Source organism: Aestuariibaculum sp. M13, from assembly GCF_024723255.1.
Classification (GTDB): Bacteria; Bacteroidota; Bacteroidia; order Flavobacteriales; family Flavobacteriaceae; genus Aestuariibaculum; species Aestuariibaculum lutulentum.
The window spans coordinates 283,721-310,357 of the sequence record NZ_JANIAC010000004.1; the positions used below are offsets into that span (position 1 = coordinate 283,721).

Below are 26,637 nucleotides of genomic sequence, written 5' to 3' on the forward strand. Positions count from 1 at the left end.
AATGAAATTAAATGAAAACTATGAAAACTAATATTTATATATTTTTAATACTGGGATTATTATTTGTGTCATGCGATGATGAATTCCTAACAAACTTACCAGAGACAGTGGTTTCTGCCGATGACTTTTTTAAGACCGAGGAAGATTTCGATCAAGCAACTATAGGTATGTATGCTCCGCTAAGGAATTTATATGGCATAGGCTTGGCAGACTATGGAGCATGGATTACGGGAGAAATGAGATCTGATAATACTATATTTTATTATAATTCTTCTAACAGAGGATTTGCTGGACTGGAATATATTGACCAATTTATAGCTGATGCAAATGGAGCTCATGCAAGTACAAAATATGATAATAATTATATTTTAATAGGTCGTGCTAATCAAATTTTAAGTAGAGTTGATAATGCAGAGATAAATGAAGATGCAAGAAGCAACTTTAAAGGGCAAGCCTTGTTCATTAGATGTTTTGCTTATTTTGACTTGGTTCAGTACTTTGGTGCGGTGCCGCTTAAATTAGACCCGCCTGCTTCCTATAACGATACGTCAGGACCTAGAGTGGATACTGAAGTTATTTATAAGCAGATAATATCAGATTTAGAGTTAGCTATTACATTATTGCCTAATGTTGGAAATCAAGATGCAGGACGAGTAACCAAAGGGGCAGCCCAAACCCTTCTTGGTAATATCTATCTTGTCAGAGAAGAATGGGATCTAGCCGAGGCAACTCTATTAGATGTGTCTGGCTATTCTTTACTTTCAGATTATGAAGCAATTTTCAATCCAGCTAACAAAGGAAATTCAGAATTAATTTTTGAAGTACAATATTGGGATGATGCGAGTGCTGGTTTATCTAGTAATTTCGCTTTTAATTTCTTGCCGGTTCTAAGTGACGTAGGGGTTATAGATGGTTTCCCTTCTGGATATTCCAATGGAGCTGGCGGTTGGAATATTCCTTCACCTGAACTTATTGCATCTTATGAGTCGGGTGATTTGAGGCTAAATGCTTCTATAGAATTCTATACAGGAGGGCAATATGTGGATGTTCCTTATATTAAAAAGTATACTCAAGGTTCATCATTAGCACCTAATACAAACAATAATTGGCCTGTTTATCGATATGCAGAAGTTTTGTTAATGATAGCAGAAGCTAAAAATGAACAAGGAGAAGCAGATGCCATTAACTATTTTAATATGGTACATGCACACTCTAGAACTGGTTTAAGTGAAATAACATCTGCCAGTCAATCTGAACTACGAGACATGATCTTGCATGAGCGACAAATTGAATTAGCTTTTGAAAATAAAAGGTGGTTAGATTTAGTAAGAACAAATAATGCTATTTCTGTTTTAAATGCTCAAGGTGATAATATCAGAAGTAACCCACAGAATTATTATTACCCAATAGGTATTTCTCTTCCTCCAGGTGCTTATAATGTTACTGAAAAACATTTGTTACTGCCAATTCCTCAAAGAGAAATAAGAGTCAATCCTGAAATTAGTCAAGAAGACCAGAACCCTGGTTATTAGTAATAATTGAAATCAATAAAACTCTTTCTTGAATAGTGTTTTCTATTCAAGAAAGAGATTAATATTCCCTTTATTAAAACATAAGGGTAGTCTTATTGTGTAATAAGCTGAAGTATTCTTCATGCTTAATAAATTAAACTAAAGATGAAAAAATACTTATTAATTATATTATTCATAGTTGCCGGAAATCTACATGCTCAAAAATCTACCAAAGAATTAATTCAAAAACTTTCTTTGGAAGAGAAAGAAAGAATAGTTATTGGGTCTGAGATGGAAATACCATGGTCTGAAGGAGGAGATACTGGAGTTGGAGAGGTTGGGGGTAATGTGCCTGGAGCAGCCGGAAAAAGTTTATTAAATGAACGCCTTAATTTACCTGTTGTAGTTTTTGCAGATGGACCAGCAGGAGTACGTATAAACCCCATACGTAAAGATAATCCAAATAAAACATATTATGCTACAGCATTTCCGGTAGCTACCATGTTGGCGTCTAGTTTTAATACTGAGCTTATGGAGGAGGTAGGAAAAGCATTTGGGCATGAGGCTAAAGAATATGGAGTAGATGTACTTTTGGCTCCTGCTTTAAATATACATAGAAACCCTTTGGGAGGAAGAAATTTTGAATATTATTCAGAGGATCCGCTAGTATCGGGCAAGATGGCTTCAGCTTTTACTAACGGAGTACAATCGTTAGGTGTTGGTGTTTCAATTAAGCATCTAGCCGTAAATAACCAAGAAACTAATAGAAGTCGTATTAATGCGATAGTAAGTGAAAGAGCATTAAGAGAAATTTACTTGAAGGGTTTTGAAATTGCAGTCAAAGAATCTCACCCATGGACAGTTATGTCTGCTTATAACAAGATAAACGGAGAATATGCTTCAGAGAGTGCCGATTTACTTAAAAATATATTAAGAGATGAATGGGGCTTTAATGGTTTTGTTATGACTGATTGGTTTGCTGGAGAAGATGTTCCTAAACAAATTCGTTCAGGAAATGATTTGTTGATGCCGGGAACTCCAAAACATAAGGGCATGATTGTAGAAGCGGTAAAAAACGGTGAGTTAAAGAAAGAAGATTTGGATAATTGTGTAGAAGCAATTTTAAATATTTATCAAAAAACACCAAGTTTTCTAAGTTATGAACCTACAGGGGCACCTGATCTTGATAGATCGAAATTGATAGCCAAAAAAGCAGCTAAAGAAGGTGCAATTCTTTTAAAGAATGAAGGTACAACCTTACCTTTATCTGTGTCAGAACCTAAAGATGTGGCTTTATTTGGTGTTGGATCTTACAAAACTATTGCTGTTGGAACTGGGAGTGGCAATGTAAATATGGCCTATTCAGTTTCTTTATTGGAGGGTTTAGAAGGTAATGATTTAAAGGTATCTCAGGAGTTAAAAGAGGTATATCAAAATTATATAGCAAGAACGCTTGATAGTATGCCCAAAAAAGCTTGGTCTTTTGGTCCTGATAAAATATTACCAGAGAAATTATGGAGTCGAACGGAATTGGACAGTATTTCCAAAAAAACTAGTGTTGGAATTTTAACCATAAATAGAACATCCGGAGAGTTTTACGATAGAAAACAAGCTTACGATTTTTATTTGTCTAAGGAAGAAGATACCTTACTTAAATCATTAGCTGAAGCATATCACAGCCAAAATAAAAAGTTTATCGTTGTTTTGAACATAGGAGGTGTTATTGAAACGACGAGTTGGAAATCCTATGCAGATAGTATTCTTTTAATGTGGCAAGGAGGACAAGAAGGAGGTAATGCTATTGCCAATATTTTAATAGGTGAAACTAGTCCTTCAGGGAAATTACCAATGACTTTTCCTAACAGGTATATGGATCATTATTCTTCTAAAAATTTTCCAGGGAGGGAATTGGTAGATAATCCCTTTCCTAGTGCATTGGTAGGTGTCGAATCAGAGGTTGTTTATGAGGAGGATATTTATATTGGATATAGGTATTTTGAAACGTTTAATGTGCCGGTTTCTTATCCTTTTGGATTCGGGATGTCTTACACAACATTTGAAATTGCAAATAACTCTATTAATGTAAATAAAGACGGAGTGTTGGAAATTAGTTGTTCTGTTAAGAATATTGGGAATGTTAAAGGAAAAGAGGTTGTGCAGGTTTACATAGCTTCACCTGACGGTAATTTAGAAAAGCCGAGCAAAGAGTTACGGGCATTTTCAAAGTCAAAATTATTAAGTCCCAATGAATATCAAAATATCTATTTTCAAATAGAGCCTAAAGATTATGCTTCGTTTTCAACTGAAAAATCGGCGTGGGTTTTAGAGGCTGGAACCTATAAAATAATGGTTGGAAATTCCATATCAAATATTTCGTTTACGGAGTCTATAGAAATTCCAAACACTTTAGAAGTATTGAAAACAACGAAAAGCCTTGTGCCTAATCGAGAAATATCTAAACTAACTAAAAAAAGTATGAACATTGAGTAATTATAAGATATATATAGCCTTTGTATGCTTTTTAACACTTTCTGTTCATGGTCAAATGACTTCAGCAGATTTTTTAAAAGCAGATGGCACCGTTTTACGAAACAATAATGGTCTGGGTGATACCATAACACTTAGAGGGACAAATTTAGGGGCTTGGTTAAGCATGGAATATTGGATGGGACCCGTAGGTAAAGGCTCATTAAACAGAAGCACGTGGCAAGCAAGCGCTTCATCCTCCTATCCAGGTACAGATTTACAGAATGTTTTTGATAGAGATTTAAATTCGAGGTGGTCAAGTGGTTTGGCACAAATACCTGATGGCTCTCAATATTTTATGGTTGACATGCAGGAAAACGTTTTGTTTAATCGTGTGTCTTTTGAGGCGGGATCTCACACAGGTGATTATCCTCGTGGTTATAAAATTGAAGTTTCAGAAGATGCAAACAATTGGGAGGAAGTCATGTCTGGAACTGGTTCAACAGAAAACATCTTTGTTCAGCTACCAAATATTTATTTTAAGCGATACATAAAAATAACACAAACAGGAACGGCTAATTCTAATTTTTGGTCCATAGCAGAATTTAATCTGTATATGGAAGATGATTTTACAGTTAGAAATTCGTTAATCGATAGGTTTGGAGAAGATGGAGCAGATGTGGTTTTAGACAGTTTTCAAAAGGCTTGGATAACTACAAATGATTTAGATAATATTAAGGCCATGGGAATGAATATGGTGAGAGTGCCCTTCTACTGGATGGAAATAATGTATAATGATGGTACTATAAAACCACAAGGTTTTGATCAATTAGATTGGGTAATAGCAGAGTGTAATAGTCGTAACATGTATGTAATTTTAGATTTGCACGGAGCGCCTGGTGGTATGAACGGTTTTATAACTAGTGGTCAGGCCTTTTTTAATGAGCTATGGACGAACAGTACATATCAACAAATGACCATTGATATCTGGAAAGCATTAGCACACCGCTATAAAGACAATCCAACAGTAGCAGCATATGATTTGTTAAACGAACCTTTAAGTTCAGACCAGACCAATTACCCTATTCATGGGTTTTATAATACCCTTTATAAGGAAGTTAGAAGTATTGATCCGGACCATATAATATCTATAGGGGCTTTTCCCGGGTTCAATTTTGTAGTACCTCCAGCACATTATGGTTGGACAAATGTGCTTTATCAAGTACATCACTATAATGAAGATAAGACCAACTGGGCATCTCAAAATGGTTTTATAGATGCTATTTTATTAGATGTTGCAAATCATATGTATAATTGGAATGTGCCCGTGCTTGCTGGTGAATTCAATTTTTGGGATTTCCCGGATTTATGGGAACGCTATCTTTCAGGTTTGAATAAGTTAAATGTATCTTGGTCTAATTGGGCTTACAAGGTAAAACGAATAGATAATCCAGTTGAGAATTGGGGTTATTATGATGGATTTGATGGTCCTATTCCTGATATTCATTATGATTCTCCGGAAGTGATTTCTGAAAAGTGGAGTCAGTATATAACACCTAATTTTAGAATAAATCAAGGCCATATAGACAATGTAAAGCAGTTTACCACAACTCAGGTTACTTTACCGCCTTTCGGGGAAACTATATGGATTAAAGGTAATAATTTAAAATATTTAACTATTCTCGATGATAATGAGACGTTAAGTTGTGACAAAATTAAGGTAGATAACCAAGTTAAGTTTGAGGTTGTTTATGCAGGGAATGGAGAAATAGCACTTTTAGGAGCAAATAATATGTATGTGTCGGCAGGAAACGGAGTAAATAATATGCTTTGCAATGCTTTAAACATAGGAGACACTGAAACATTTAAGTTTATACAAATAGAAGATGGTAGGATAGCTTTACGTAGTAAACAAGGTTATTATGTGAGTTCTGAAGATGGACAGAAACCAGTTATAGCTAATAGACAAAGTGTTGACGGTTGGGAGGTCTTTTCTTGGGGAACCAATTTTTCTAATGGAAAACCTAAAAATGTTACCGCAAAAATATATCCAAACCCTGCTAAAGGCGAAGTTATTATTAAGAGCGATTTAAAAAACTATAACCTTAAAGTCTTTAATATGTTTAGTCAGTTAGTGAAAGAAACTAATGGGGTTGAGGGGGAAATGAATTTTAGTACCTCCGATTTAAGGCCAGGACTTTATGTTTTTTTTATAAATGATGAGAAAACTGATCCATTAGTAAGAAAAATTATTATTCATTAAATATGATTGGTATGAGAGTTATAATATGTTGTTTTTTAGCTTTTTTAGTTTCAACTGGTTGTAAGTATAATAAAACAAGAGTTGATGATTTGATGGTAGAATACCTTGAAACTCCAATAGGAATTGATGAATTTAAACCTAGGTTTAGTTGGAAAATGGTTTCAGGTGATGATAAAAATAACTTGTTTCAAAAGGCATATCAGATTATTGTAAAAGATGTTAATGAACTGCAGGTTTGGGATTCAGGTAAGGTAGAATCTGATATTTCGTTGAATATAGAATTTGAGGGGGAATCATTGAGATCAGAATCAAAATACACATGGGATTTGAAAGTTTGGAATCAAAATGATGAAGTTTTAACAAATAAATCATGGTTTGAAACGGGACTGATGAATTCGGATATAATGGCTTGGGAAGGGGCGACATGGATTGGTGGCTCTCAAGAGGATATGGTATTGTACTCTCATGCGCTTTCTGTGTTTAAATTGAGTTATGATGTTAAGTTAGATGAAGAAAGCCAATCATCAAAGGCTGGATTTGTATTTGGAGCAAACGACCGCAGACTGATGGATAAAAATTCTAACATTATGGGAGTTGAAAATGGAAAAGACCAAAGCTATTTTGTTTTTGAATTAAATGTAGACCATATTAAAAACATCAATGGTAATGCAACACTTGATGTATACAGGGTAGGCTATACTTCAGGTGATTCAGAAAGTGAGCCTTTGTACTCTTACATTATACCCAGAAGTTTAATAAATACAGAAAATAAATATGATTGGCATCAGGTGTATTTCGAGATGAACTTTGGAAAGTGCTTAATTTATATAGATGGGAAAGAAAATAAAAATATTATTAATGAACCAATGGATGTGCCTAACTGGGTAGACGTAAGAGGAGTATCTTTAAATCCACTTGGAGATAATGGAGGAGACTTAATAGTTTATCCTTTATTAGCGGATATAGGATTTAAAATGGATCAAGGACAAAAGGCTTCATTTAAAAATTTAAAAGTAAAAAATTTCAGACAACCATCAAATACTGTTTTTCAGGAAAATTTAAAGGGAAGTGTTGAGTATAAGGGTGTTTTTCAGGAATTTATAAATAATGGGGTTGAGGTGCTTAATGGACAATATAAAGTTGGAGCTTCTAATGAAACTGTTTTCATTACAGCAAATCCAAGTAAAAATTCCATGCCGATGTTACGTACTGAGTTTAGTGTGGATAATAGCATTCAATCTGCAAAGCTTTATGTTACGGCAAGAGGTATTTACGAGTTGTATTTAAATGGAAAAAGAATTAGTAATGATTATTTTAATCCAGGCCTTACACAGTATAACAAAACTCATATGTATCAAACTTATGATGTGACTGAATTGCTTAACAATGGTAAAAACGCATTTGGGGCACTACTAGGAGAAGGATGGTGGAGTGGAAATGCAACATACCGAGGGTATAATTGGAACTACTTCGGGGATCGTCAATCTTTATTAGTTAAATTGAAGTTGACATTCCAGGATGGATCAACAAAAATCGTAACAACAAATCCAGATGAATGGAAATATTTTAATGATGGACCCATAGAGTATTCGAGCTTTTTTCAAGGTGAGTATTACAATGCTATGAAAGAAAAGAATATTGAAGGGTGGAATCAAGTTGGTTATGACGATGAGCTTTGGAAAACTGCTGTAGAAGTTAATCTGAATAGTAAAAATGCTTATATCGATAAAGAGTTGAATTATGACGATTTAAAAATTATAGGACAAATAGGTGAAAATGCTACAATAGTTAAAACCCTAACAGCTCAAAGTATGGAAGAAGTAAGGCCCGGTGTTTTTGTTTATGATATGGGGCAAAATATGGTTGGTTTTCCAGAGATAAACTTAAGTGGTGAAGCAGGAGATACTATAACATTAAGATATGCCGAAATGAAATATCCGAACCTTGACGAGTATAAAGGTAATGTAGGCATGATTATGATGGAAAATATAAGAGGAGCATTAGCAACCGATAAATGGATTTTAAAGGGAACTACAAGTGAGTTGATAAGGCCACGTTTTACTTTTCATGGTTATAGGTATATTGAAATAACTGGCATTGAAAAGCCAGTACCTATTGAGAGTGTAAAAGGAAAAGTAATTAGTTCTATTAATGAATTAGCATCATCTTATAACACTTCAAATAAATTGGTAAACAAGCTTTGGCAGAATATAACATGGTCTTTTAGGGGTAACTTTTTGTCAATACCTACTGATACTCCGGCAAGAAATGAAAGAATGGGATGGAATGGGGATATAAATGTTTTTGCCAAAACGGCGACCTATTTAGGTCATGTTGACCTGTTTTTAAAAAGACATCTAATTGCTAATAGAGATCTTCAGGAATCCTCAGGCCGGTTTCCAGATATTGCACCAGTAGGAACGGGTTTTGGAGGTACGTTGTGGGGAAGCGCAGGGGTTACAATTCCGTGGGAACTTTATCAGCAATATGGTGATAAAAGGATTATAGAGAACCATTATGAAGCGATGAAGAGATATGTAGACTTTTTGGAATCTAAAGAAGATAAAGAAACAGGTGTTTTAGACGAAGGACCTTTAGGAGACTGGTTGAGTCCGGAAGGTTTTAAAAATGATAATTCTTTATTTTGGACAGCTTATCAAGTTAGAAGTTTAGAAATTTTATATAAATCTGCTGAATTATTGGGTAAACATAAAGACCGGGAAAAATATAAATCCTATTATGAAAATCGAAAAGTGTTTTTTAATGAGACTTACGTAGATGCTATAACTGGTAAGACCATTCACTCAGGTTACAGTGGTGCTTCGTTGGCTACAAAACCCAAGGATTTTTTACAACCAGAAAAGGGGAATTTAGTAGATACACAAGCCTCGTATGCAATACCTCTGTCTTTTAATGTATTTGATGAAAAGTATAAGCTTTTAGCAAGACAATATCTCGTTCAGGCAGTAAGCAGACAAAATGCAGATTTTAATAATATTTTACGCCCGGTGAATTCCTTAATGACAGGTTTTGTTGGCACAGTATCGCTTGGGATTGCGCTGTCAGAGGGGTATAATGATGAAGCTATTTATAACCTGTTGCAGCAAACTTCCTATCCTTCATGGTTGTATTCAGTAACAAATGGAGCTACTACTATTTGGGAAAGATTAAATTCTTATACAAAAGAAGAGGGGTTTGGAGGAAACAATAGTATGAACTCATTTAATCATTATTCTTTCGGAGCTGTGGGAGCTTGGATGTATGGTTATTCTTTAGGAATAAGACCTTTAAAAACTGGTTACAAAGAATTTATTTTAAGTCCAACTCCAGACCCTACTGGTAATATGGATTGGGCAGAGGGGTATTATAATTCTACCTATGGAACGATAAAAAGTAAATGGGTTGTCGAAGGTGATAAAACGACATACTACCTTACTATTCCACCTAATACAACAGCTAAAGTCCGGATTAAATACAAGCAAAATCAAAATATAGAAGTTTTCATAGAAGATAAACTTAAAATTATCCAACAGTATAATAAAATAGAAGGAAATAGAAAGGAATATAGTTTAGGTTCGGGCGAGTATACAATAGAGGTTAAATAACTAAAAATGAATAAATTTATGAATTTAAGTTTTGAAAATAATTCAGTGTTGCCATTGTATATGCAAATAGCTAATGCGGTTGTTAATAATATACAAAAGGGGAATTTAAATATTCATGAAAAAATGCCTTCCATAAATACCTTTAGTAAAAAATATTCGGTTTCCAGAGATACCGTTGAAAAAGCTTATAAAGTTTTAAAACAAAGAAAGATTTTGGTTGCTAAAAAGGGAAAGGGGACTTTTGTAAACAGTTCTAGGATTATCGTCAAAACAAAAGTACTTTTTCTTATTAATAAGCCTAGTCAATATAAGTTGGAAGTTTATAATGCCTTTACAAAAGATTTAGGTGAAGATTACCTTGTTAATTTTGAAGTTTACCATTGCGATGAGGTTTTGTTTTTTAATTTATTAGAACAAAATTTACATACGTACGATTACTTTGTAATCATGCCTCATTTTAATACAAGTAGCGACGAAAGACAGAATTTCTCCGAAACAGTATTAAAATTAATAAAGAGTATTTCTTCCGATAGGTTAATTATATTAGATAACAATGATTTAAAGTTAGGAAATCAATGTATAGAAATTTTTCAAGATTTTGAAAGAGATACTTTCGAAGGTTTAAATAATGCGTATTTTAAAATTAAAAAATATCAAGAGTTAATTTTAGTAACCCCTAAGAGGTTTAATTATTCGTACATTGATAAAATCACAAATGCATGTAAAAAATTTTGTAATTATCATGAATTTGGATTCAAAGTTTTAAATGAAGTTTCTCATAATACAATTGTAGGAAAAGAAAATTTATTCATAGTTTTAGAAGATGATGATTTAGTAAAATTATTAGATAAGTTAAACCAATTAAAATTAGAGTTAGGGAGAGATGTTGGTGTAATCGCATTTAATGAAACTCCATTTAAGAGATTGTTAGGGATTTCTGTTATGTCTACAAATTTCAAGTTAATGGGAGAAACAGCTGCATCTATGATGCTCAATAGACAAAAATCTAAGGTTAAAAATAAATTTTGCTTTATTGATAGGATATCCTGTTGAAAATATAAAAGAATTATATTAGTTTTAGTGAGAAATTAAATGTCTAATCCAGACATCAAACTGAATACGATTTTAATACGGAGACGAATACGTTTTTGTAAATCGAGCGGCTGAAAGCCCCAGTAAAAAGGGTTTTGGGAGGTTGTGGCTTCAAGCTCATAACCCGAAGGTCACAGGTTCGAGTCCTGTTCCCGCTACGAAGCAAGAGAATCTAGAAATAGGTTCTCTTTTTATTTGCAATAAATTCAAGTGTTTCAGAAATTATATTAAATCTTCAATAAAAGGACTCTGAAAAGGTGGTATTTCATATTCCACTAAATCAATCAAATAATTAAAGTTATGAATTCAAATAAACTATCAATACTTTATATATTAGAAAAAAATAAAATTAGGGTGATGCAGATCACAATTGTAGTCAATAACCGCTATTTAAATGCATTTTAGGAGGTGCTTTAAGTAGTTGTACCCGTTTTTTTATGCTGAAATTTTGTGATAATAAATACTAACTAGAAATAATTTTATTCAGAAATAGTAATAATTACCCTTTTGTATCTCGTTAATGAAGGGGAGCCCGAATCGGTAACCTCACAAATCATATGAAATGTATCGCCGGATTGTGCGTCCTTTGGTAAGATAAATTTTGTAATTGAAGATTGAGTTTTTGGAATAGTTTCTTGACCAGAATATGTATTCGCTTCTGTGTAATTCCACCAGGTTATATGGAGATCATCATTATCAGGGTCGAAGGATTTGGATGCATCTAGTTTTATTTTGGACCCCGCTTTAGTAGTAATGTTTAAAGGGGTGTTTTTTAAATTTACTATAGGATGGTGATTTGCAGAATTATAATCGTTCACACACCAATCGGCCCTTGCGGCAAAATCATTTTGAACATGTTCTAGCCACATCCATAAGGGTTTAAAATATTTGTTTCTTACAGTTACCTTATTTGAAACTGTGTCATGCTCCATTTTTTTAGACCAACTGTTATGTATACTTCTTTGTCCTTCAGGATATGTTGTTTCAGAATCGGGTAGGAGGTCCATCCAAACATTATTCCTTACTTTCGTATAACGACCTCCCCAACCACCAAAGTCTGGAGACTCGGTGCTTCTGAGTCCATTCGGTATATTATGGAGAAATGCAGGGGTATCTCCTTCGGCATTAAAAGCGCCATGGTTGTTTTCATAGGCATCACATAAAGCACCGTGATTGGTTAAAATGTTTTCTTCCATCCATTTTGATTCGAAATAGGATTTTATGTCATCAGGAAGCACTTTATGCCATATGTAAGCCATACAATCAAATTGATCTGAAATTATCGTGGTTATCTTTAAATGTTCCCAGTTAGGCCTAATGTAGTTCTGATAAGTTTCATCTTGTTCCCAAATTAGAAAAAGACGTGTTTTTTTAGCGATTTCACTCATGCGCTCTGGGTGGTCTTCCTGAATTATTTTTAAAGCTCTGGAAATCGTATTGCAACCTCCCCATGCCTGGAGCCATATGGGGCGTTTATCGGTGTTGTCTAGTAAAACACTGGCTATTAGTTTGGCGCCATCGGTACGAAGGTAGTCTTCTCCAATCTCATTTATGTTACCAACTTTCCATTTGCTTAAAAGGTATTCTGGACTAGGATAATTTGAGTCGTGTAAGAGTAAATTGTTATAAACTTTAGCATATAAATTTATATAATCTTTAATCCAATTAACATCATGAAACGCATGCCATCCTTCACCACCAACCCAATGGAATTGCGAACTACTATTTATTATGCCTTCAATGTCAAACTCGTTGGAGGTTAATAAAAACCGAACCATAGAAGCTCTGTCATCAGCTTCTCCATCAGTAGTTACAATAACTCTTGGCTTTTCATTTTGACTATAAGTAGAAGAATAGCTTAATAGGGTTAGAATTAATATAATAATATGTTTCATAGATATTATTTGAGTCTCAAGTAATATTAGATCTTAAATATTTTAAAAAGTTTTGTAAAACCTTCAGATTGGACTTTAACAAGGTACATTTGTGAGGTGTATAAATTTAATATTATTTCATTTGAGCTACTCGAAAATTGTTTTATTTTTCTTCCAACCAGATCGTAAACACTAATTTGGGTTAATGTGCCATTGGTTTTAATAGTGAATTTTCCAGATTGAGATACTGTAGGATAAATTAAAAAATCAGGATTCCATGTTGTAGTTGACAATGGTACGTTTTTGGCTCTGAAGGCTATAGTTTCGGCAGTCATGATGCCTTTATAAATATTAAATTCATCAATAGAACCAATCCATGTCGCATCATTGGCATATCCACTTTTGCATAAATAGACCAAGGTATTATCGAGTAATTGAATGGAATTATGGGATGCCAGAGTTTTTTGATCGATTAATATACCGTTAATATACCAAGAGATGTTTTCTTGGTCTATCTTACTAATTAAATGATATGTTTTTCCATCGTTCAGTACAGCTCCATTTACTCTAGTTTCATTGTTCCAGGGTGCATTGAAATTACCACAAGATATAGCCGTACTACTTTGCCCTCCATTAATCAGAGTGGTATAATAATGATTGGTTCCAAAAGACCCGGTTGTATTTCCAAAATAGCTTAACATGGTGAATGCAGCATTATTTAATCCTGCAGTAACGAAAGATTCAATAGTAATGGATGGGTATGTGTTTATTTCAATATCATTACCAGGTAGATTAATAAAATCGCCTTGATTATAAGTAGTGTATAATCCATTTTCAATTGCTCCGCCAAAAATTACTCCATCTGCATTGCCGACAGTGTCATTAGCTGTCCCGTCATTAAAAGGGTATGAATGCATTAGTGTACAATTATCAACATCAACAATATATTTAATAGTATGTTCACTCGATTCAAGACCGTCCTCAGAGTTTATGGTTATAGTTAGGGTTCCATGATCTTCTATATTGATGGTTCCGATTCCGGATAAGTTAGTGTTTGGGTCTTCGGCTGTAGCATCAATATTGACTGAAGTTGTGCCTACAGGTAATAAAACATGATGCTCAGTTAAACTTGGATCGAATTGCTTAACAAAACCATTTTCGTCTGATATAGAAAGGCTTGTTAAGTTTAAATTGTTACGCTTGAATGAAGGCACATAGATCCCTCCTGTTATAACACCGTGGTTGTTATTGGTCATGTCAACGGCCTGAGACTTATTGGGTAAATCGAAATGCCAATACCCAATAAGGTTGGCTTCGTCACCTTTTAAAACTTTAAGGGCATTAGCCTCTATCGTTTCATAGGTAAGTTCTGTATTCCATACACGTACTTCATCAATTATACCTTTAAATGCGCGATCAGTACCAACATTGTCGAATCCTATATAGACATTGCTCGCAGAATAATCTACCGCAATATTAACATCATTTTGTGAGGTTTCAATACCATCTAAATAAATGCGACGTGAATTACTATTTACAACAAACGCGATATGATGCCATTGGTCGGGTGCTGCTTGCCCGGGACTGATACCATCCCAGTCATCAGACGAATTACTCATACCTATGATGTTATTATTATCCAGATACTGAATACCTCCATTGTCATTGTTTGCAGGATTTCTTCCAAATAATAATCCAGAACGAGAGGTTTGTGAGCCTTCAGGTTTAAACCAGACTTCCATAGTAAAAGGCAAAGAATTGAGTTCTAGCCGTGAAATTTTGATGTTACTATTATAACCATTGCCTCCAGGTAAATACATGGCAAAGTTGGTACCATCCACTTCTTGTATATTAACAATATAAATTTCGGTTGTATTTCCATCAGGGGAGGTAACTTCTAGATTAACGTTGGCAACACCGTTTACTAAAGTAGCAGTACCGTTTCCTAATACTGTAGCACTTGAAGCTGTTGGTATGCCTGTTACATCAATACTAGTTGTGCCTTGAGCGACATAGACGGTATATTCTTTTATTGCAGGATCAAAAATAGGATCTAGAGCTGATACAGAAAGTTCTATATTATCTAAGGTTGCAGCCATTAATTCTGCAGAGCCTACTTTTAGGGTAATATCACTACCGTTTCCATCACTTTTAACAACAACCAAAGCTCTACCTTTCCAGGTTTTCCTTGTTGAAGCCATGTAATAATCGATGTCTTGAAGATTGGCATTATCAACTCCAATAATTTCTCCGCCGCCTTCAACTACGAAAGTCAGTCTTTCATCTGTATTAGGTTGAATATTTCCTTCAGCATCTGTTAGTTCAACGGTTATATAAACTAGATCTTGTCCATCGGCTTGTATGTCAGGTCTATCTGCAGTAAGCTTAATTTTGGTAGCTTCACCAGCAGTTTTTAAAATGGTTGTCTCAACTTCGTTACCATCTTCAACTCCAACAGCTTTTAATGTACCTGGTTGATAAGGCAGTGTAAATACTGTTTTAAATTCCTCATTAATGCTTGTGTTTTTTTCTCCAATAAGGACATCGTTTAAGTATAAACGTACCTTAGGGTATTTTGAATAGATTTCCACATCAATATTTAGTCCTTCGTAACCATCCCAAGTCCAACTTTCCCAAGTAGGCCAAACAGACCAAGAGGTTTCGTGAATCTCTCTACCGTCTAGAGGAGCTGGTTCCTTAACAGCCATATATAATTTTCTGTTATCATTATATAACATTTCGCGGTAATAGGAAATAGGTTTTCTATGACCAATAAGGTCAATATCCCCACAATAGGCACCATGCCAGGGAAAGTGATTCGCATCCCAATGTTCTCCAGGAGTATCTCCCGTATAGTAGTAACGTCCAATACCGGATTCGCCGAGGTAATCCATCGCTGTCCAAACAAAATCACCTAGAATATAGCTGTGTTGCTGTGACATATTCCAGTTGTAAAACGCATCTTTAGGGTAAGATTCTGATTGAAAGATGATTCTATCTGGAACACGTTGATGGTCTGCTTCTGCTTCGTGCATCTGGTAATTGTAACCGCAAACATCATGCTCTGCCATAAGTGGGTCAAATATTTCCCAACCTTGTCCCCAAGTGGTCATAGCAGAGGATACAGGGCGTGTTGTATCTACCTCTTTAACTGCATTAGATAACATTCTTGCTGTGTTTACAGCATCTGTAGAGGTACGTTCAATAATTTCATTACCAATACTCCACATGATAATAGATGGGTGGTTTTGGTCGCGACGTACCATATCCTGTACATCTTGAATAGCCCACTGATCAAAGAACATAGCATAATCGTAAGTTGTTTTACTTACACGCCAGCCATCAAAAGATTCGTCAATAACCAGTAGGCCAATACGATCACAGGCGTCGAGAAAAGCCTCGGAAGGCGGGTTGTGTGCTGTGCGAACGGCATTAAATCCGGCAGATTTTAGTAATTCTGCTTTTCGTTCTTCAGCTCTATTATAAGCTTTGGCGCCTAAACAGCCGTTGTCATGATGTACGCAGCCGCCGTTAATTAACATAGGTTCGCCATTAAGTAAAAATCCATTTTCAAGACTAAAGTCAATAGAACGTATACCAAAGGTGTGTTTTGTTTCGTCTAGAACGACATTGCTTTCAAGGACTTGTATTGTGGCTTTGTATAAATTGGGATCATCTGTAGACCATAAAAACGGATTATTAACGACTATAGTTTGTTCTACAGTTTGCTCAGAATTTGCCGCTATTTGTATATTACTTTCAGTTGAACCTTCGCCTTCAATTTGAGATGATAAAACAACGTTTTTTGTAGTGTTCGTGGTATTTTTTACTAATGTTTTTATATTTACTGTTGCTTGAGAAGCACTTACATTAGTTGTTTTGATTGAAGATTCCCAGTGAGGGACTTGAACATTTCCTTTTGCTAAAAGCCAAACATTTCTGTAAATACCAGAACCGCTATACCAGCGGCTGTTTTTGTGTTGTGAATTGTCAACACGAACAGATATCGTATTGTTTCCGGTTATGTTAAGGTAGGCGGTAAGGTCGTAATAGAATGAAGAGTATCCATAAGGACGGTTGCCTAAGGAAACACCATTTATATATACATCAGAGTTCATGTAAACACCTTCAAAATAGATAGAAATTTGTTTGTTCTGCCATTCTGCCGGAACTTGAAAATGTTTTTGATACCAACCTGTGCCGGCTGGAAAATAACCGCCATCATTACCCATAGGGTTGCCTGCAGAGGTTTTTCCTTCAATACTATAATCATGTGGTAAATTAACAGCTCTCCACGCTGCATCATTAATAGGAGTGGATTCATCAATTTGAAAATCACCTAATTGAAATTTCCATTCAAAGTTAAATAATTGCTTCCATGACGTATCAATATTTTGGCCAAGGGTGGTGTTTATAGTAATTTCGGTAACAGGAAGACTGTTAGTTTGAGCTTGTATCGATAGAAATGAAACTAAAAGGAAGATAATGGTAAGGCAAATTATTTTTGATAATTTCTTAGAGATTTTCATCATTTTTTGGAGATAAAAACTCCTCAATCTCAAAATAATTGAGGAGTTTTAAAATGTGCAATGTTAACTTTATTTAAAAAGAGATGTTATTTTACAATTAATTTTGATGTGGCTTTATCGTTAACTTTTACGATATAAATACCAGAATTTAAATTTTGGTTTACCTCAATTGTTTTGGAAGTAGGAACAAAATTTTGATTAAACACTTCTTTTCCTAAAATGCTATATATTTTTATGTTAATTTTTGATCCAACACTTGAGCCATTTAAGGTTACTTTAAAGCTTTTTCCATTTAATGGATTAGGGTATAATGAATAAGTGTTTTTGATTTCTGAATTTTGAGTAGATAAGGTTGCGGTATTACCCCAGAACTCTAATTCTGCGATTTCACCGAAAGAGTCACCTCTTATCGGATACCAATATACATAACGGTAAAGACCTGTATCAGAAATTACTTGCTCGGTTAATGTGCCTCCTAATCCATCTGCTTCGCCCCAATCTAAAGTCGCTAAAACGGTATAATCGTTAAAAATATCTGGACCATTTGATCCACGTACTTCACATTTGGTCATACGATATTCATTTCCATTTGGTCGAGGGGCGTATTTCCAACTGCTTAATTGTGCACCCATTCCTTCGCCAAAGTCATAACCAATAAAACTAATACCAGATGGAGGTGAATCAACTACAGTATTAAAATTCTTATCAAATGCATTTGTTTTTAAATTGTTTACACCATCCCAAGAGCCATCATGTCCAATAAGGTCTCCAGTTGCCTCTCCATTTGAATCGTGAAATTCAAGTTCTGAAACACTGGCATACCCCCAAGATGGGGAATACCAGTATATAAAACGATAGCTAGGTCCCGGGCCTATTGCTACATCTGTTAGAATTCCTATTGCTGGAGCAGAAGTTATAGTATGTAGAGTTACATAATTGTTCAGGTAATTGGGGTCATTTGATGCGCGTAATTCGGAGTTAACCATACGGTTCACATGATTTGCATCCGGAGCATATTTAAAATTAGTTAGTACAATGCCCGTCTCTCCGTAATCATAGCCTATAAAACCTGCGCCCTCTGCGGAACTTCCCCAAGTATTTAAATCACCATCAATCGCACGATCCTTACCACAAGAGGTACAATTGTTATAGGTCTCTTCGAACCCGATTAGAGTTCCCGAGATTTTACTTTGGGCGTGTAGAATGCTTAATGAACAAAGCATAAGCATGATTAACAAAGGAACTTGCTTACTTGTAATTTGATAATAGTGTAATTGTTTTTTCATAATAATTAAAATTTAAAATGGTTAATAGATTGTTTAGTTCTCCATTTTTACACTTATTAGGTTTAGTTTGGTCTGGTAAATTGGGGTTATAACACGAATTCAGTTTCATCTTTATCTTCTACTAGATTGTAAATATTTAAGTCTCGGTTTGTGTTGGTTATATGTTGGTTGTCAAACATTAAATCGAGTGCTTTGTCTATTTCCTTAATGAGTAATGTTCTTGCTTCCTTTTTTGATATTTCTGCTGGCTTACCGGTAATGTACTTGTCTGAACATGAAAATCTTTTAAGTTTGTTTTTTTTCGAGTCATCAACTAAGTCAATAGATATTCCATAAATTTCTTTTGAAACTGAATGTTTTGTTTCTTGATTAGGCAAATGTTGTCCAATCATTAAATTCTTACCATTCAACTTTTTCCCTTTTGCAATATCCCATTCAAACATTATTATTTTCATATTGAAAGCATTCTTATAAATTAATTGCTCATTTCCCTTTATCTGAAACGTTTTCTCAATATTAGTATTAGATTCTTAAAAGGACCGTCTGAAATTCATCAAGAGAGATTTACAAATCAGTCAAATGGATTTTTAAAGGGGTGGTGTAATTTTTATGCAAGGTTTAACATAATAGGTTAAGCAAGGAATGGAAAAATGAAAACCCTCTATATTTTATGATATGAGGGTTTAGGGCAATGGAAATTAAATGATTAGATGTTTACAATATGCTATTGAATTTTAAATACTAAAGGCGCTATTAATTTTTGGTTTTCAGTTAATTCAATAATTAATCCATCTGAAGAGAAATTAAAGGATTTAATATCCCCTCCAAGAAGTTGTACATTTCGATTATTAATTTGTAAATACGGGTTTTTGGTGGATAGTGATTTGATTTTTATAGGGATATTGTTTTCGGGCAGTTCCATAATAATGGCAAACAGGGCATCGCCTTTTTTAGTAAATCTGACATCCTTATCTGTATAGGGAATGCCTTGTTCTTCATTGAAGCCTTGTTCTTTTAATGGATTAGAACGTTCAGTTTTTGGACCTTCTCCATAAATATGCCATGGTCTGGTGTCATAAATGCATTCACTATTAATATCCATCCATTTTGTAATATCTTCTACAATTTTTAATTCATGTTCGTCGATGGATCCATCTCCTCTTATAGGTATACTTAACAGAAGATTTCCGTTTTTACTAACAATATCAACCAGCATTTGGGTTACTGTTTTGGCCGATTTATAGCTATTACTATTATATATCTCTCTGTCGTAATGCCATGCCCCGATGCAAGTACAGGTTTGCCATGGCTTATCCTGAATATCATTCGGTGCACCACGTTCTACGTCCCAAACCATGCATTCTTTTTGTTGATCGCTTAAGATTTTACCAAATAAAACAGCTTCTAATTTACCTTGATGTTGTTTCATGTTTGAGTTATAATAATGGGCAGCAATATCTAAACCAACATTGCTAAAGGGCCATAGGGGGAGTGCAGTATCATCAAAATAGATTAAATCGGGTTGAAATTGGTCTATCATATCTATGGTACGATTGTAAAAATTTGTGCAATACTCTTTTGTAGGTATACTAGATCCATGATTCCAATCCCACTGTTCCATAATGCTGTTTAAGTCTTCACTGTTTGTGCTTAAATCATGATTTTGAGCATAAAGGTTTTGTGGGTCAAGACCTTCCCACCATTGCCCTATGCCATCTTCTTTTGTTAGGGTTCCGTCATAAGGGATTCCTTTATATTTCCCTTCGCTGTCGCTCATTTGAGATGTTTCATACCATCTCCAGGCATGGGATGAATGGATGCTAACACCAAAAGGTAATCCATTATTTTTAGCGGCTTGTTTCCATCCTGTTAGGATATCTTTTTTAGGGCCTACTGCAACAGAATTCCATTTTTGGTATTTACTATCCCATAAATCTAGGTTATCATGATGGTTTCCCATAGCAAAAAAGTAACGAGCACCAGCACGTTTATAAAGAGCAACCAGTTTTTCTGGATTCCATTTTTCGGCTTTCCATTCATTGATAACATCTTTAAAACCAAATTTAGACGGATGTCCATATTGTTTAATATGCGAATTATATTGCCAATGTCCCTGGCTATACATGTGTCTGCCATACCAATCTCCCGATTCAGGCTGACATTGAGGCCCCCAATGTGCCCATATTCCAAATTTGGCATCTCTAAACCATTCAGGAGTTTCATAGTGTTGTAAGGAGCTCCAGTTCGGTTCAAATGTATTTGTGTCTGGTTTTTTTTGAGTTTGATCTTTACATGAGGTTATGCTAATGATGAGCGAGATGGTAATTATTAAGTTTTTCATTTCAAATAATAGGATGTCTAAAGTTTATTTAGTTTGATGTTTACAAGAACGAAATTACAACTTCATCTCTTGATAATACTTGTTGTTCAATAGATTGAAGAATTTGTGATGTTAAATTGAACGATTCGTGTCGCTGTTTTGTTCAGTATCTAGTCAACTTTGTAAAGTGCCGTAAAAGGAAATTCCTTTTAGGAAAGAACTAAACTAAACTAATTAATTATGTTAAAACAAATTACATTTAAGGAAATCGCGTTTTTTGCGGTTCTAACATTGCTAGAAATTTCAATTGCAAAGATTCATGCTCAAACGGCAAGTTCGAGTGATAATCTGGTTGCCCAACCTGCTGCAGATCGCTCAGTTCCTTTCGATATTACGGATACAGGTATATCAAAAACTGTGGAGTTTGGTGCAGATTTGGCCTGGGCAAATGAACAAGCCTTTCGTCGTAATATTCTTTTTATGGGTTTAGATCAAATCGATATTGTGAGGGCTTCATTTCAACCAACCTTTCCCTTGGTGAATGATACCGATTTAACTCAAGAACAGATTGACGATTTAAATTATCGACTATATCTTATAAATACCTACGTTGGTCCAAACACAGATTTGGCGTTGAATTGTGATCATCCTTCTGTCGATCCATATTATGTGGGATACCCGGCACGATGGGAAAAGTTAATTGAGGTATCAACACAAAGGTATTTAGATGCAGGGCACAATGTTATAACCGTAGGCGCATTTAATGAACCAGATTATGGATGGGGACAAGGTTCTGCTCAAGATATGTATGACATTACTGCCTTATTGAATAATAATCCTCTTTTTAATAATGTACGTCTTTCTGGAGGGAATACTTTAAACTGTGATGAAGCACAAGGCTGGTATGATTATTTAATACCTGCAGGTGTTGATGAAGGAAATACGCATCAGTTGGCGGGGAGTTTTGATGGTTATGCTAGTTTTTTACAAAGTGTAAGATCTAATGGACATCATGCTTCTCTTGATGAACTACACAATATTGTTGAAGCTTTAGTTGGCTATGAATATGGTATGCAAACTGGAATTTGGTGGGCAGATATTGACTTAGCTAGTGGTGAGATGGTAAAGGCTTTTGATGGTCAGCGTTTAGGGTATGCAGAACATAGAGCAAACTGGACTGCCGCTGCGGTATATCGTTCACCGGAAGGGAAAATACAGGCTTTTGGAGGAACTTCCGAAAGACAGGCTGTAACAACAACATTCAATTACATATCTAAAGATCGTGCAGTTTATTATGATGGTTATGGACCACAACGTGAATTTGTATTGGAAATGCCCGGAGGTGCACCTGGAAGTTATGGTAATGGTCAAACCAACGCAGAACGCGTTATAAATATTACCTGGGGAGACGATATTCAGCCTGTAATCGACGGACGTTATGTTTTGGTAAACAGAGCAAACGGACAGGTCATGAGTATTGAAGGTAATGCTGCTCAGGACGGATCGAATGTAGGCCTGTTAAGTTATTCTGGAGCAACAACACAACAGTGGGATGTAACGCCTGTAGATAGCCGAGTAGGGGGTGATTTTAGTTATTTTAAATTTCAACCGGCTTCAAGTAGTACAAAGTATTTAGATCTTAGTGGCTTTAGTCTGGATGATGGGGGTAATATTCACCAATGGTCTGCCGGGCAATATGGAAATCAGCAATGGTATTTAGATTATGCTGAAGATGGCTGGTTTTATATTCGAAGCAGAGAAAGTTCAAAATGTCTTGATATTGAAGGAACTAATGTGGTGCAATGGGGTAAAGATGGTAGTTATGATCAGCAATGGCGTTTCCTTCCTGTTGGTGCTCCTATTGAATTTAATCCGCCTAATGCGCCAGCTAATTTAGTAGCAACAGCTCAGGGCTCTTCAATTAAACTAGATTGGACAGCTAATTCAGAAAGTGATGTTGCAGGGTACACTATTTTTAGAGCTGAAAGTGCCAATGGCGCTTACAATACCATAGCCAGAAATGTAACTGCAAACTCATTTGTCGATAATACTGCATTAGAAGGGGTGCCATATTTTTATCAAATTAGAGCGATTGATGGTTCGTTAAACCGTTCGGATTATTCAAATCAGGTTTCGGCTAAGGCAACTGGAGCGAATAGTATTGTTACAGAAATTAGTTTTGATGGAAATGCTTTAGATAGCTCGGTTAACCTAAATCACGGTGCAACTTATGGTGAACCTTCATATGGTGTTGGAAAAGTGGGGTCTGGATCAATTAATTTAGATGGTGCTGAAGATTTTGTTCAGCTTCCCGCAGATATTGCCAGTCATCAGGAAATTACAGTTGCCGCTTGGATTTACTATAATGGTGGTGGCCAATGGCAACGTGTTTTTGATTTCGGAAATGGTACAGATGAATATATGTTTTTAACACCAGATTCATGGACAGGAGGTATTCAATATGGAATTAAGTATAATGGCGCCGAAGAAAATCTTTATGGCCCAAGTATTGCAACAGGAGAGTGGACGCATGTCGCAGTAACTTTAGGTGCAAATGGAGCCGCTTTGTATGTTAATGGAGGTTTGGTTGATAGCAATGCAGGCTTTGTTTTGAGTCCTAATGATTTTAAACCTATCCAGAATTATATAGGAAGAAGTCAGTATCCAGATCCGGCATTAAATGCTTCAGTTGATGATTTTAGAGTTTACAATTATCCATTGTCTGCTACCGAAATTGCAGATTTGGCAGGAATTACAGTTGGTGAGGCGACTACGTTTAGTGTGCAATCTGTTGTTACAGGAACTATAGGTGCAGGAAAAGGAAGTAAGTATGGTTCTGCTGAGGTTGTGTTAGTAGATGATTTATCTAACCCTGTTGTTGGAGCCACTGTAACTGGATATTTTTCAGGTACATGGAATGAATCCGTAACTGGAATTTCAGGTTCTAATGGTGTTGTTAGCTTTCAAACATCATCTACCGCCAAAGGAGGTGTAGTTGTTAACTTTTGTATTAGTGATGCCACTCATAGTAGTTTAGCATATAATGATTCTCAAATGACTTATAATTGTTCAAGTAGTGCAAAATCATCTGTAAACACAAAGACTTTAAGTTTAGAAGAAGATACAACAGCACTTTTAGACTTGTCTGTTTTTCCTAATCCTACATCAGGTAGATTAACTGTTAAGTTTAGTAAAGAGCCATCAGGAATAAATATAATGGACTTAAATGGTAGGCTAATATTTGTAAGTAAAACGGCTTTAGGAGCCAATACTTATGAATTGGATATGAGTCAACTGAATTTAGGAATTTATTTGTTACATGTAACGACCGAAGAATCACAGGTAACAAAAAAGATTATAAAAAAGTAATTAGAAAATAAAAGAAAATAAAAAAGCTGCATGGTAATTCATGCAGCTTTTTTTAATGGAACTAGATTTTAGTTTTCTTCTATAATTTTAACACCCCAGGGTTCGAGATCTAAAGTTTGATTATGTTGAATTTTTGCTCCGTAAAGAAGCTCTATTCCTTTTCTATATTGATATTTAAACGATTGTTTTTCTTGAGAATAATTAAGGAAATATCGAATCGTTTTACCCTGTCTGTTAGTTCCAGATTTTGTAATAAGAGGATATTCCAATTCCTGATCAATGCCCCAAAGATTAGCTTTTTTAAGCTGGTCTGTTAAAATTTCGGTTATGAGTTTGTCACCAGGCATAAATCCAATATACGTAGCAACACCATTTCCGTATTGGTTTTCGGTAATTGCAGCATATTGACCCCAGAAAGGGTGGTCGTAATAGGCTAATACTTGCGTGTTGTCGTCGGTGGTAAGAAGCTCCATAAAGTATTTAACTTCTTCATCGTTTTCGTTTAATCCGTAGTTGTCACCTTTAATAGATGCATGTTCAGGTCTGGCAAATTGACTATAGTAATTTCCTGTCGCTTTTTGTATTATTCCGGGTTGTTTGGTATGCCGAACTTTTACATTTTCATCAGAAAAACCAGATTTAAAAGTATATACAATTCGACCTCCATTTTCAACATACTTATTCAAGGTATTCAGGATATCATTAGAGGCAGCATATAAGACTGGAACAATAATCATTTTATAATTACTTAGCTTTTCAATGGTTGAAGGGTCTACAAAATCAACGCCAACGTTCATTTTATAAAGCGCATCATAAAACGGACGCACAATGTCGTTGTATTTTTCAGAACTGAACCAGCCAAAGCTAAAGTCGTCAAACCCCGTCATAGCTTCATTACTCACAAAAAAGGCAACATCATTTTTCTTTTTTAATCCTAGAAGATGGTCATTTAAACGTTTAAAGTCTGCCCCAATAGTTTTGGCTTCGTTATATGTTGGGTTGGGTTCAAAATCGTGACTTAATAACCCTTTCCAGTAGGTTTCAATGGCGTTGTGTAAGGAGTGCCAATGCCAGTACCCAACCATGGAAGCTCCTGAGGCTAAATGGCTGAAGGCCTGTAAACGCAATTGCCCTGGATAGGGAGTCCATTTTGCAAAACCTTGAGCTTCTGTTTCAATAACAAAGTAACTGTTCCCGTTTTTAAAGGAGCGTGCCATATCGCCGCCAAATGAGATTTCAATGCCTGTTAAATGGTCTTGAGTTGGATGGTAAATATCAATACCAACAACATCCATGGCTTGGTCAATTTCAAAATGATCGGCATCGGGTTGCATACCAAATGAGTAGCCTCGCCATTCCAAGTCATGATTATGTGTCACAAATTGATTTGGTTTTGAATATTCACGTACAATATTAGCTTGCCAGGTAAGGAAATCTGTAACTAACAAGCGTTGAAAATGTTCAAATTCCGATCTTAAACTGGCATTTATGGTGCCGTTAACCGAAGGAAACTCTTCCCAGGAATTTATGCGGTTACTCCAATAGTCTAAACCGTATTTCGTGTTGATGCTATCTAAAGATTTAAATTTGTCTTTCATATAAGCGACAAATTTTTCTTGAACTGGTTCTCCAGCGGTATTAAAGTGTTTGGTTTCATTGTCTACCTGATATCCTATAATGCCCGGATGATCTTTTACATGCTCCATCATTTTACGAATAACACGTTCTGCATAAAAACGATAAGTTTCATGTGATATATCCATGTTTTGACGTGGCCCGTAAACGTTTGTATTTCCATCTGGTGTAGTGGCCAAAATTTCGGGATGTTTATGTGCTAACCACGCAGGGATGGCGTAAGAAGGAGTCCCGAAGATGACACCAATGCCATTTTTATACATGGCATCTAATACCCTGTCGATACTGGAAAAATCATAAACACCATCCTGAGGTTCAACGGTGCTCCAGGTGGATTCTGCAATACGAACGAAATTGATATTGGCATCTTTCATCATGTCAATGTCTTTTTGTAAACGTTCGTATGGCATGTATTCGTCGTAATAAGCAACGCCGTAATATAAGTGGTCTTGCTTATAATTTTGCCCTATGGTAGACTGGAATATCAGCAAAACAATAGGGGTGATAATTAGTTTTAATAGTTTCATATTTTAATTATTAAATAGTTAGTTGAATTGAAAATTTACAAGCGTATCAATTGTAAGGAAATATAAATCGAAAGAGCATCTGAAATTCGCCAATAAGGAATTAGTAATTGGTCATTTATAAAGGAGGAATAAAAAAAGCCGAATGAGGTATGTTCATACG

The 26,637-nt window shown here is 35.3% G+C and carries 12 protein-coding genes; 6 read left to right on the forward strand and 6 right to left on the reverse strand.

Annotated features, from left to right (window positions below; genetic code table 11):
- Window positions 1–20: 20 nt before the first annotated feature.
- The 5 genes from NO995_RS14885 to NO995_RS14905 all read left to right on the forward strand — a co-directional run bounded on the left by NO995_RS14885 (window position 21) and on the right by NO995_RS14905 (window position 10,898).
- Window positions 21–1,532: a RagB/SusD family nutrient uptake outer membrane protein gene (locus NO995_RS14885; protein ID WP_258228187.1), complete on the forward strand. Its 1,512-nt coding sequence runs from the start codon at window positions 21–23 to the stop codon at window positions 1,530–1,532.
- Between the two features lie 144 nt (window positions 1,533–1,676).
- The gene (locus tag NO995_RS14890) at window positions 1,677–4,001 is read left to right on the forward strand and encodes a glycoside hydrolase family 3 protein (RefSeq protein ID WP_258228188.1); all 2,325 of its coding nucleotides are present in this window, start codon (window positions 1,677–1,679) and stop codon (window positions 3,999–4,001) included.
- Entirely contained in the window at window positions 3,994–6,240 is a 2,247-nt protein-coding gene (locus NO995_RS14895; protein WP_258228189.1) for a cellulase family glycosylhydrolase, read from the forward strand. Before NO995_RS14890 ends, NO995_RS14895 begins: the two co-directional genes overlap by 8 nt.
- An 11-nt stretch (window positions 6,241–6,251) precedes the next feature.
- Window positions 6,252–9,845 (forward strand): alpha-L-rhamnosidase, encoded by a 3,594-nt coding sequence (locus NO995_RS14900; protein WP_258228190.1) that lies wholly within the window; start codon window positions 6,252–6,254, stop codon window positions 9,843–9,845.
- Between the two features lie 6 nt (window positions 9,846–9,851).
- Window positions 9,852–10,898 carry a GntR family transcriptional regulator gene (locus NO995_RS14905; protein WP_258228191.1) on the forward strand — a complete coding sequence of 349 codons (1,047 nt, stop codon included), beginning with the start codon at window positions 9,852–9,854 and terminating at the stop codon, window positions 10,896–10,898.
- Window positions 10,899–11,416: 518 nt separating this feature from the next.
- Here the strand turns inward: NO995_RS14905 and NO995_RS14910 are convergent.
- From NO995_RS14910 to NO995_RS14930, 5 genes are all read right to left on the reverse strand, one after another.
- Entirely contained in the window at window positions 11,417–12,832 is a 1,416-nt protein-coding gene (locus NO995_RS14910; RefSeq protein WP_258228192.1) for a DUF1593 domain-containing protein, read from the reverse strand.
- A gap of 26 nt (window positions 12,833–12,858) precedes the next feature.
- Window positions 12,859–17,343, reverse strand: coding sequence for a LamG-like jellyroll fold domain-containing protein (locus tag NO995_RS14915; RefSeq protein WP_258228193.1), 4,485 nt, complete (start codon window positions 17,341–17,343; stop codon window positions 12,859–12,861).
- Window positions 17,344–17,426: 83 nt separating this feature from the next.
- The gene (locus NO995_RS14920) at window positions 17,427–18,626 is read right to left on the reverse strand and encodes a T9SS type A sorting domain-containing protein (protein WP_258228194.1); all 1,200 of its coding nucleotides are present in this window, start codon (window positions 18,624–18,626) and stop codon (window positions 17,427–17,429) included.
- Between the two features lie 86 nt (window positions 18,627–18,712).
- A complete protein-coding gene (locus tag NO995_RS14925; RefSeq protein ID WP_258228195.1) occupies window positions 18,713–19,081 on the reverse strand; it encodes a hypothetical protein in 369 nt (122 codons plus the stop codon).
- A gap of 269 nt (window positions 19,082–19,350) precedes the next feature.
- Complete coding sequence (locus tag NO995_RS14930) at window positions 19,351–20,967, reverse strand: alpha-L-fucosidase (protein ID WP_258228196.1); 1,617 nt, start codon at window positions 20,965–20,967, stop codon at window positions 19,351–19,353.
- Window positions 20,968–21,186: 219 nt separating this feature from the next.
- On the opposite strand from NO995_RS14930, the gene NO995_RS14935 reads away from it, so the two are divergent.
- Window positions 21,187–24,315, forward strand: a complete 3,129-nt coding sequence (locus NO995_RS14935; protein WP_258228197.1) for an RICIN domain-containing protein — start codon at window positions 21,187–21,189, stop codon at window positions 24,313–24,315.
- Window positions 24,316–24,383: 68 nt separating this feature from the next.
- Here the strand turns inward: NO995_RS14935 and NO995_RS14940 are convergent, their stop codons facing one another.
- On the reverse strand, window positions 24,384–26,477 hold the full coding sequence (locus NO995_RS14940) for a beta-galactosidase (RefSeq protein WP_258228198.1): 2,094 nt from the start codon (window positions 26,475–26,477) through the stop codon (window positions 24,384–24,386).
- Between the last annotated feature and the right edge of the window lie 160 nt (window positions 26,478–26,637).

What these genes read in the sequence shown, in the direction of transcription:
- NO995_RS14885 (WP_258228187.1), top strand. Translation starts at nt 21, where the DNA reads ATGAAAACTAATATTTATATATTTTTAATACTGGGATTATTATTTGTG.
- NO995_RS14905 (WP_258228191.1), top strand. Translation starts at nt 9,852, where the DNA reads ATGAATAAATTTATGAATTTAAGTTTTGAAAATAATTCAGTGTTGCCA.
- NO995_RS14900 (WP_258228190.1), top strand. Translation starts at nt 6,252, where the DNA reads ATGAGAGTTATAATATGTTGTTTTTTAGCTTTTTTAGTTTCAACTGGT.
- NO995_RS14920 (WP_258228194.1), bottom strand. Translation starts at nt 18,626, where the DNA reads ATGAAAAAACAATTACACTATTATCAAATTACAAGTAAGCAAGTTCCT.
- NO995_RS14930 (WP_258228196.1), bottom strand. Translation starts at nt 20,967, where the DNA reads ATGAAAAACTTAATAATTACCATCTCGCTCATCATTAGCATAACCTCA.
- NO995_RS14915 (WP_258228193.1), bottom strand. Translation starts at nt 17,343, where the DNA reads ATGATGAAAATCTCTAAGAAATTATCAAAAATAATTTGCCTTACCATT.
- NO995_RS14940 (WP_258228198.1), bottom strand. Translation starts at nt 26,477, where the DNA reads ATGAAACTATTAAAACTAATTATCACCCCTATTGTTTTGCTGATATTC.
- NO995_RS14910 (WP_258228192.1), bottom strand. Translation starts at nt 12,832, where the DNA reads ATGAAACATATTATTATATTAATTCTAACCCTATTAAGCTATTCTTCT.
- NO995_RS14925 (WP_258228195.1), bottom strand. Translation starts at nt 19,081, where the DNA reads ATGAAAATAATAATGTTTGAATGGGATATTGCAAAAGGGAAAAAGTTG.
- NO995_RS14890 (WP_258228188.1), top strand. Translation starts at nt 1,677, where the DNA reads ATGAAAAAATACTTATTAATTATATTATTCATAGTTGCCGGAAATCTA.
- NO995_RS14935 (WP_258228197.1), top strand. Translation starts at nt 21,187, where the DNA reads ATGTTAAAACAAATTACATTTAAGGAAATCGCGTTTTTTGCGGTTCTA.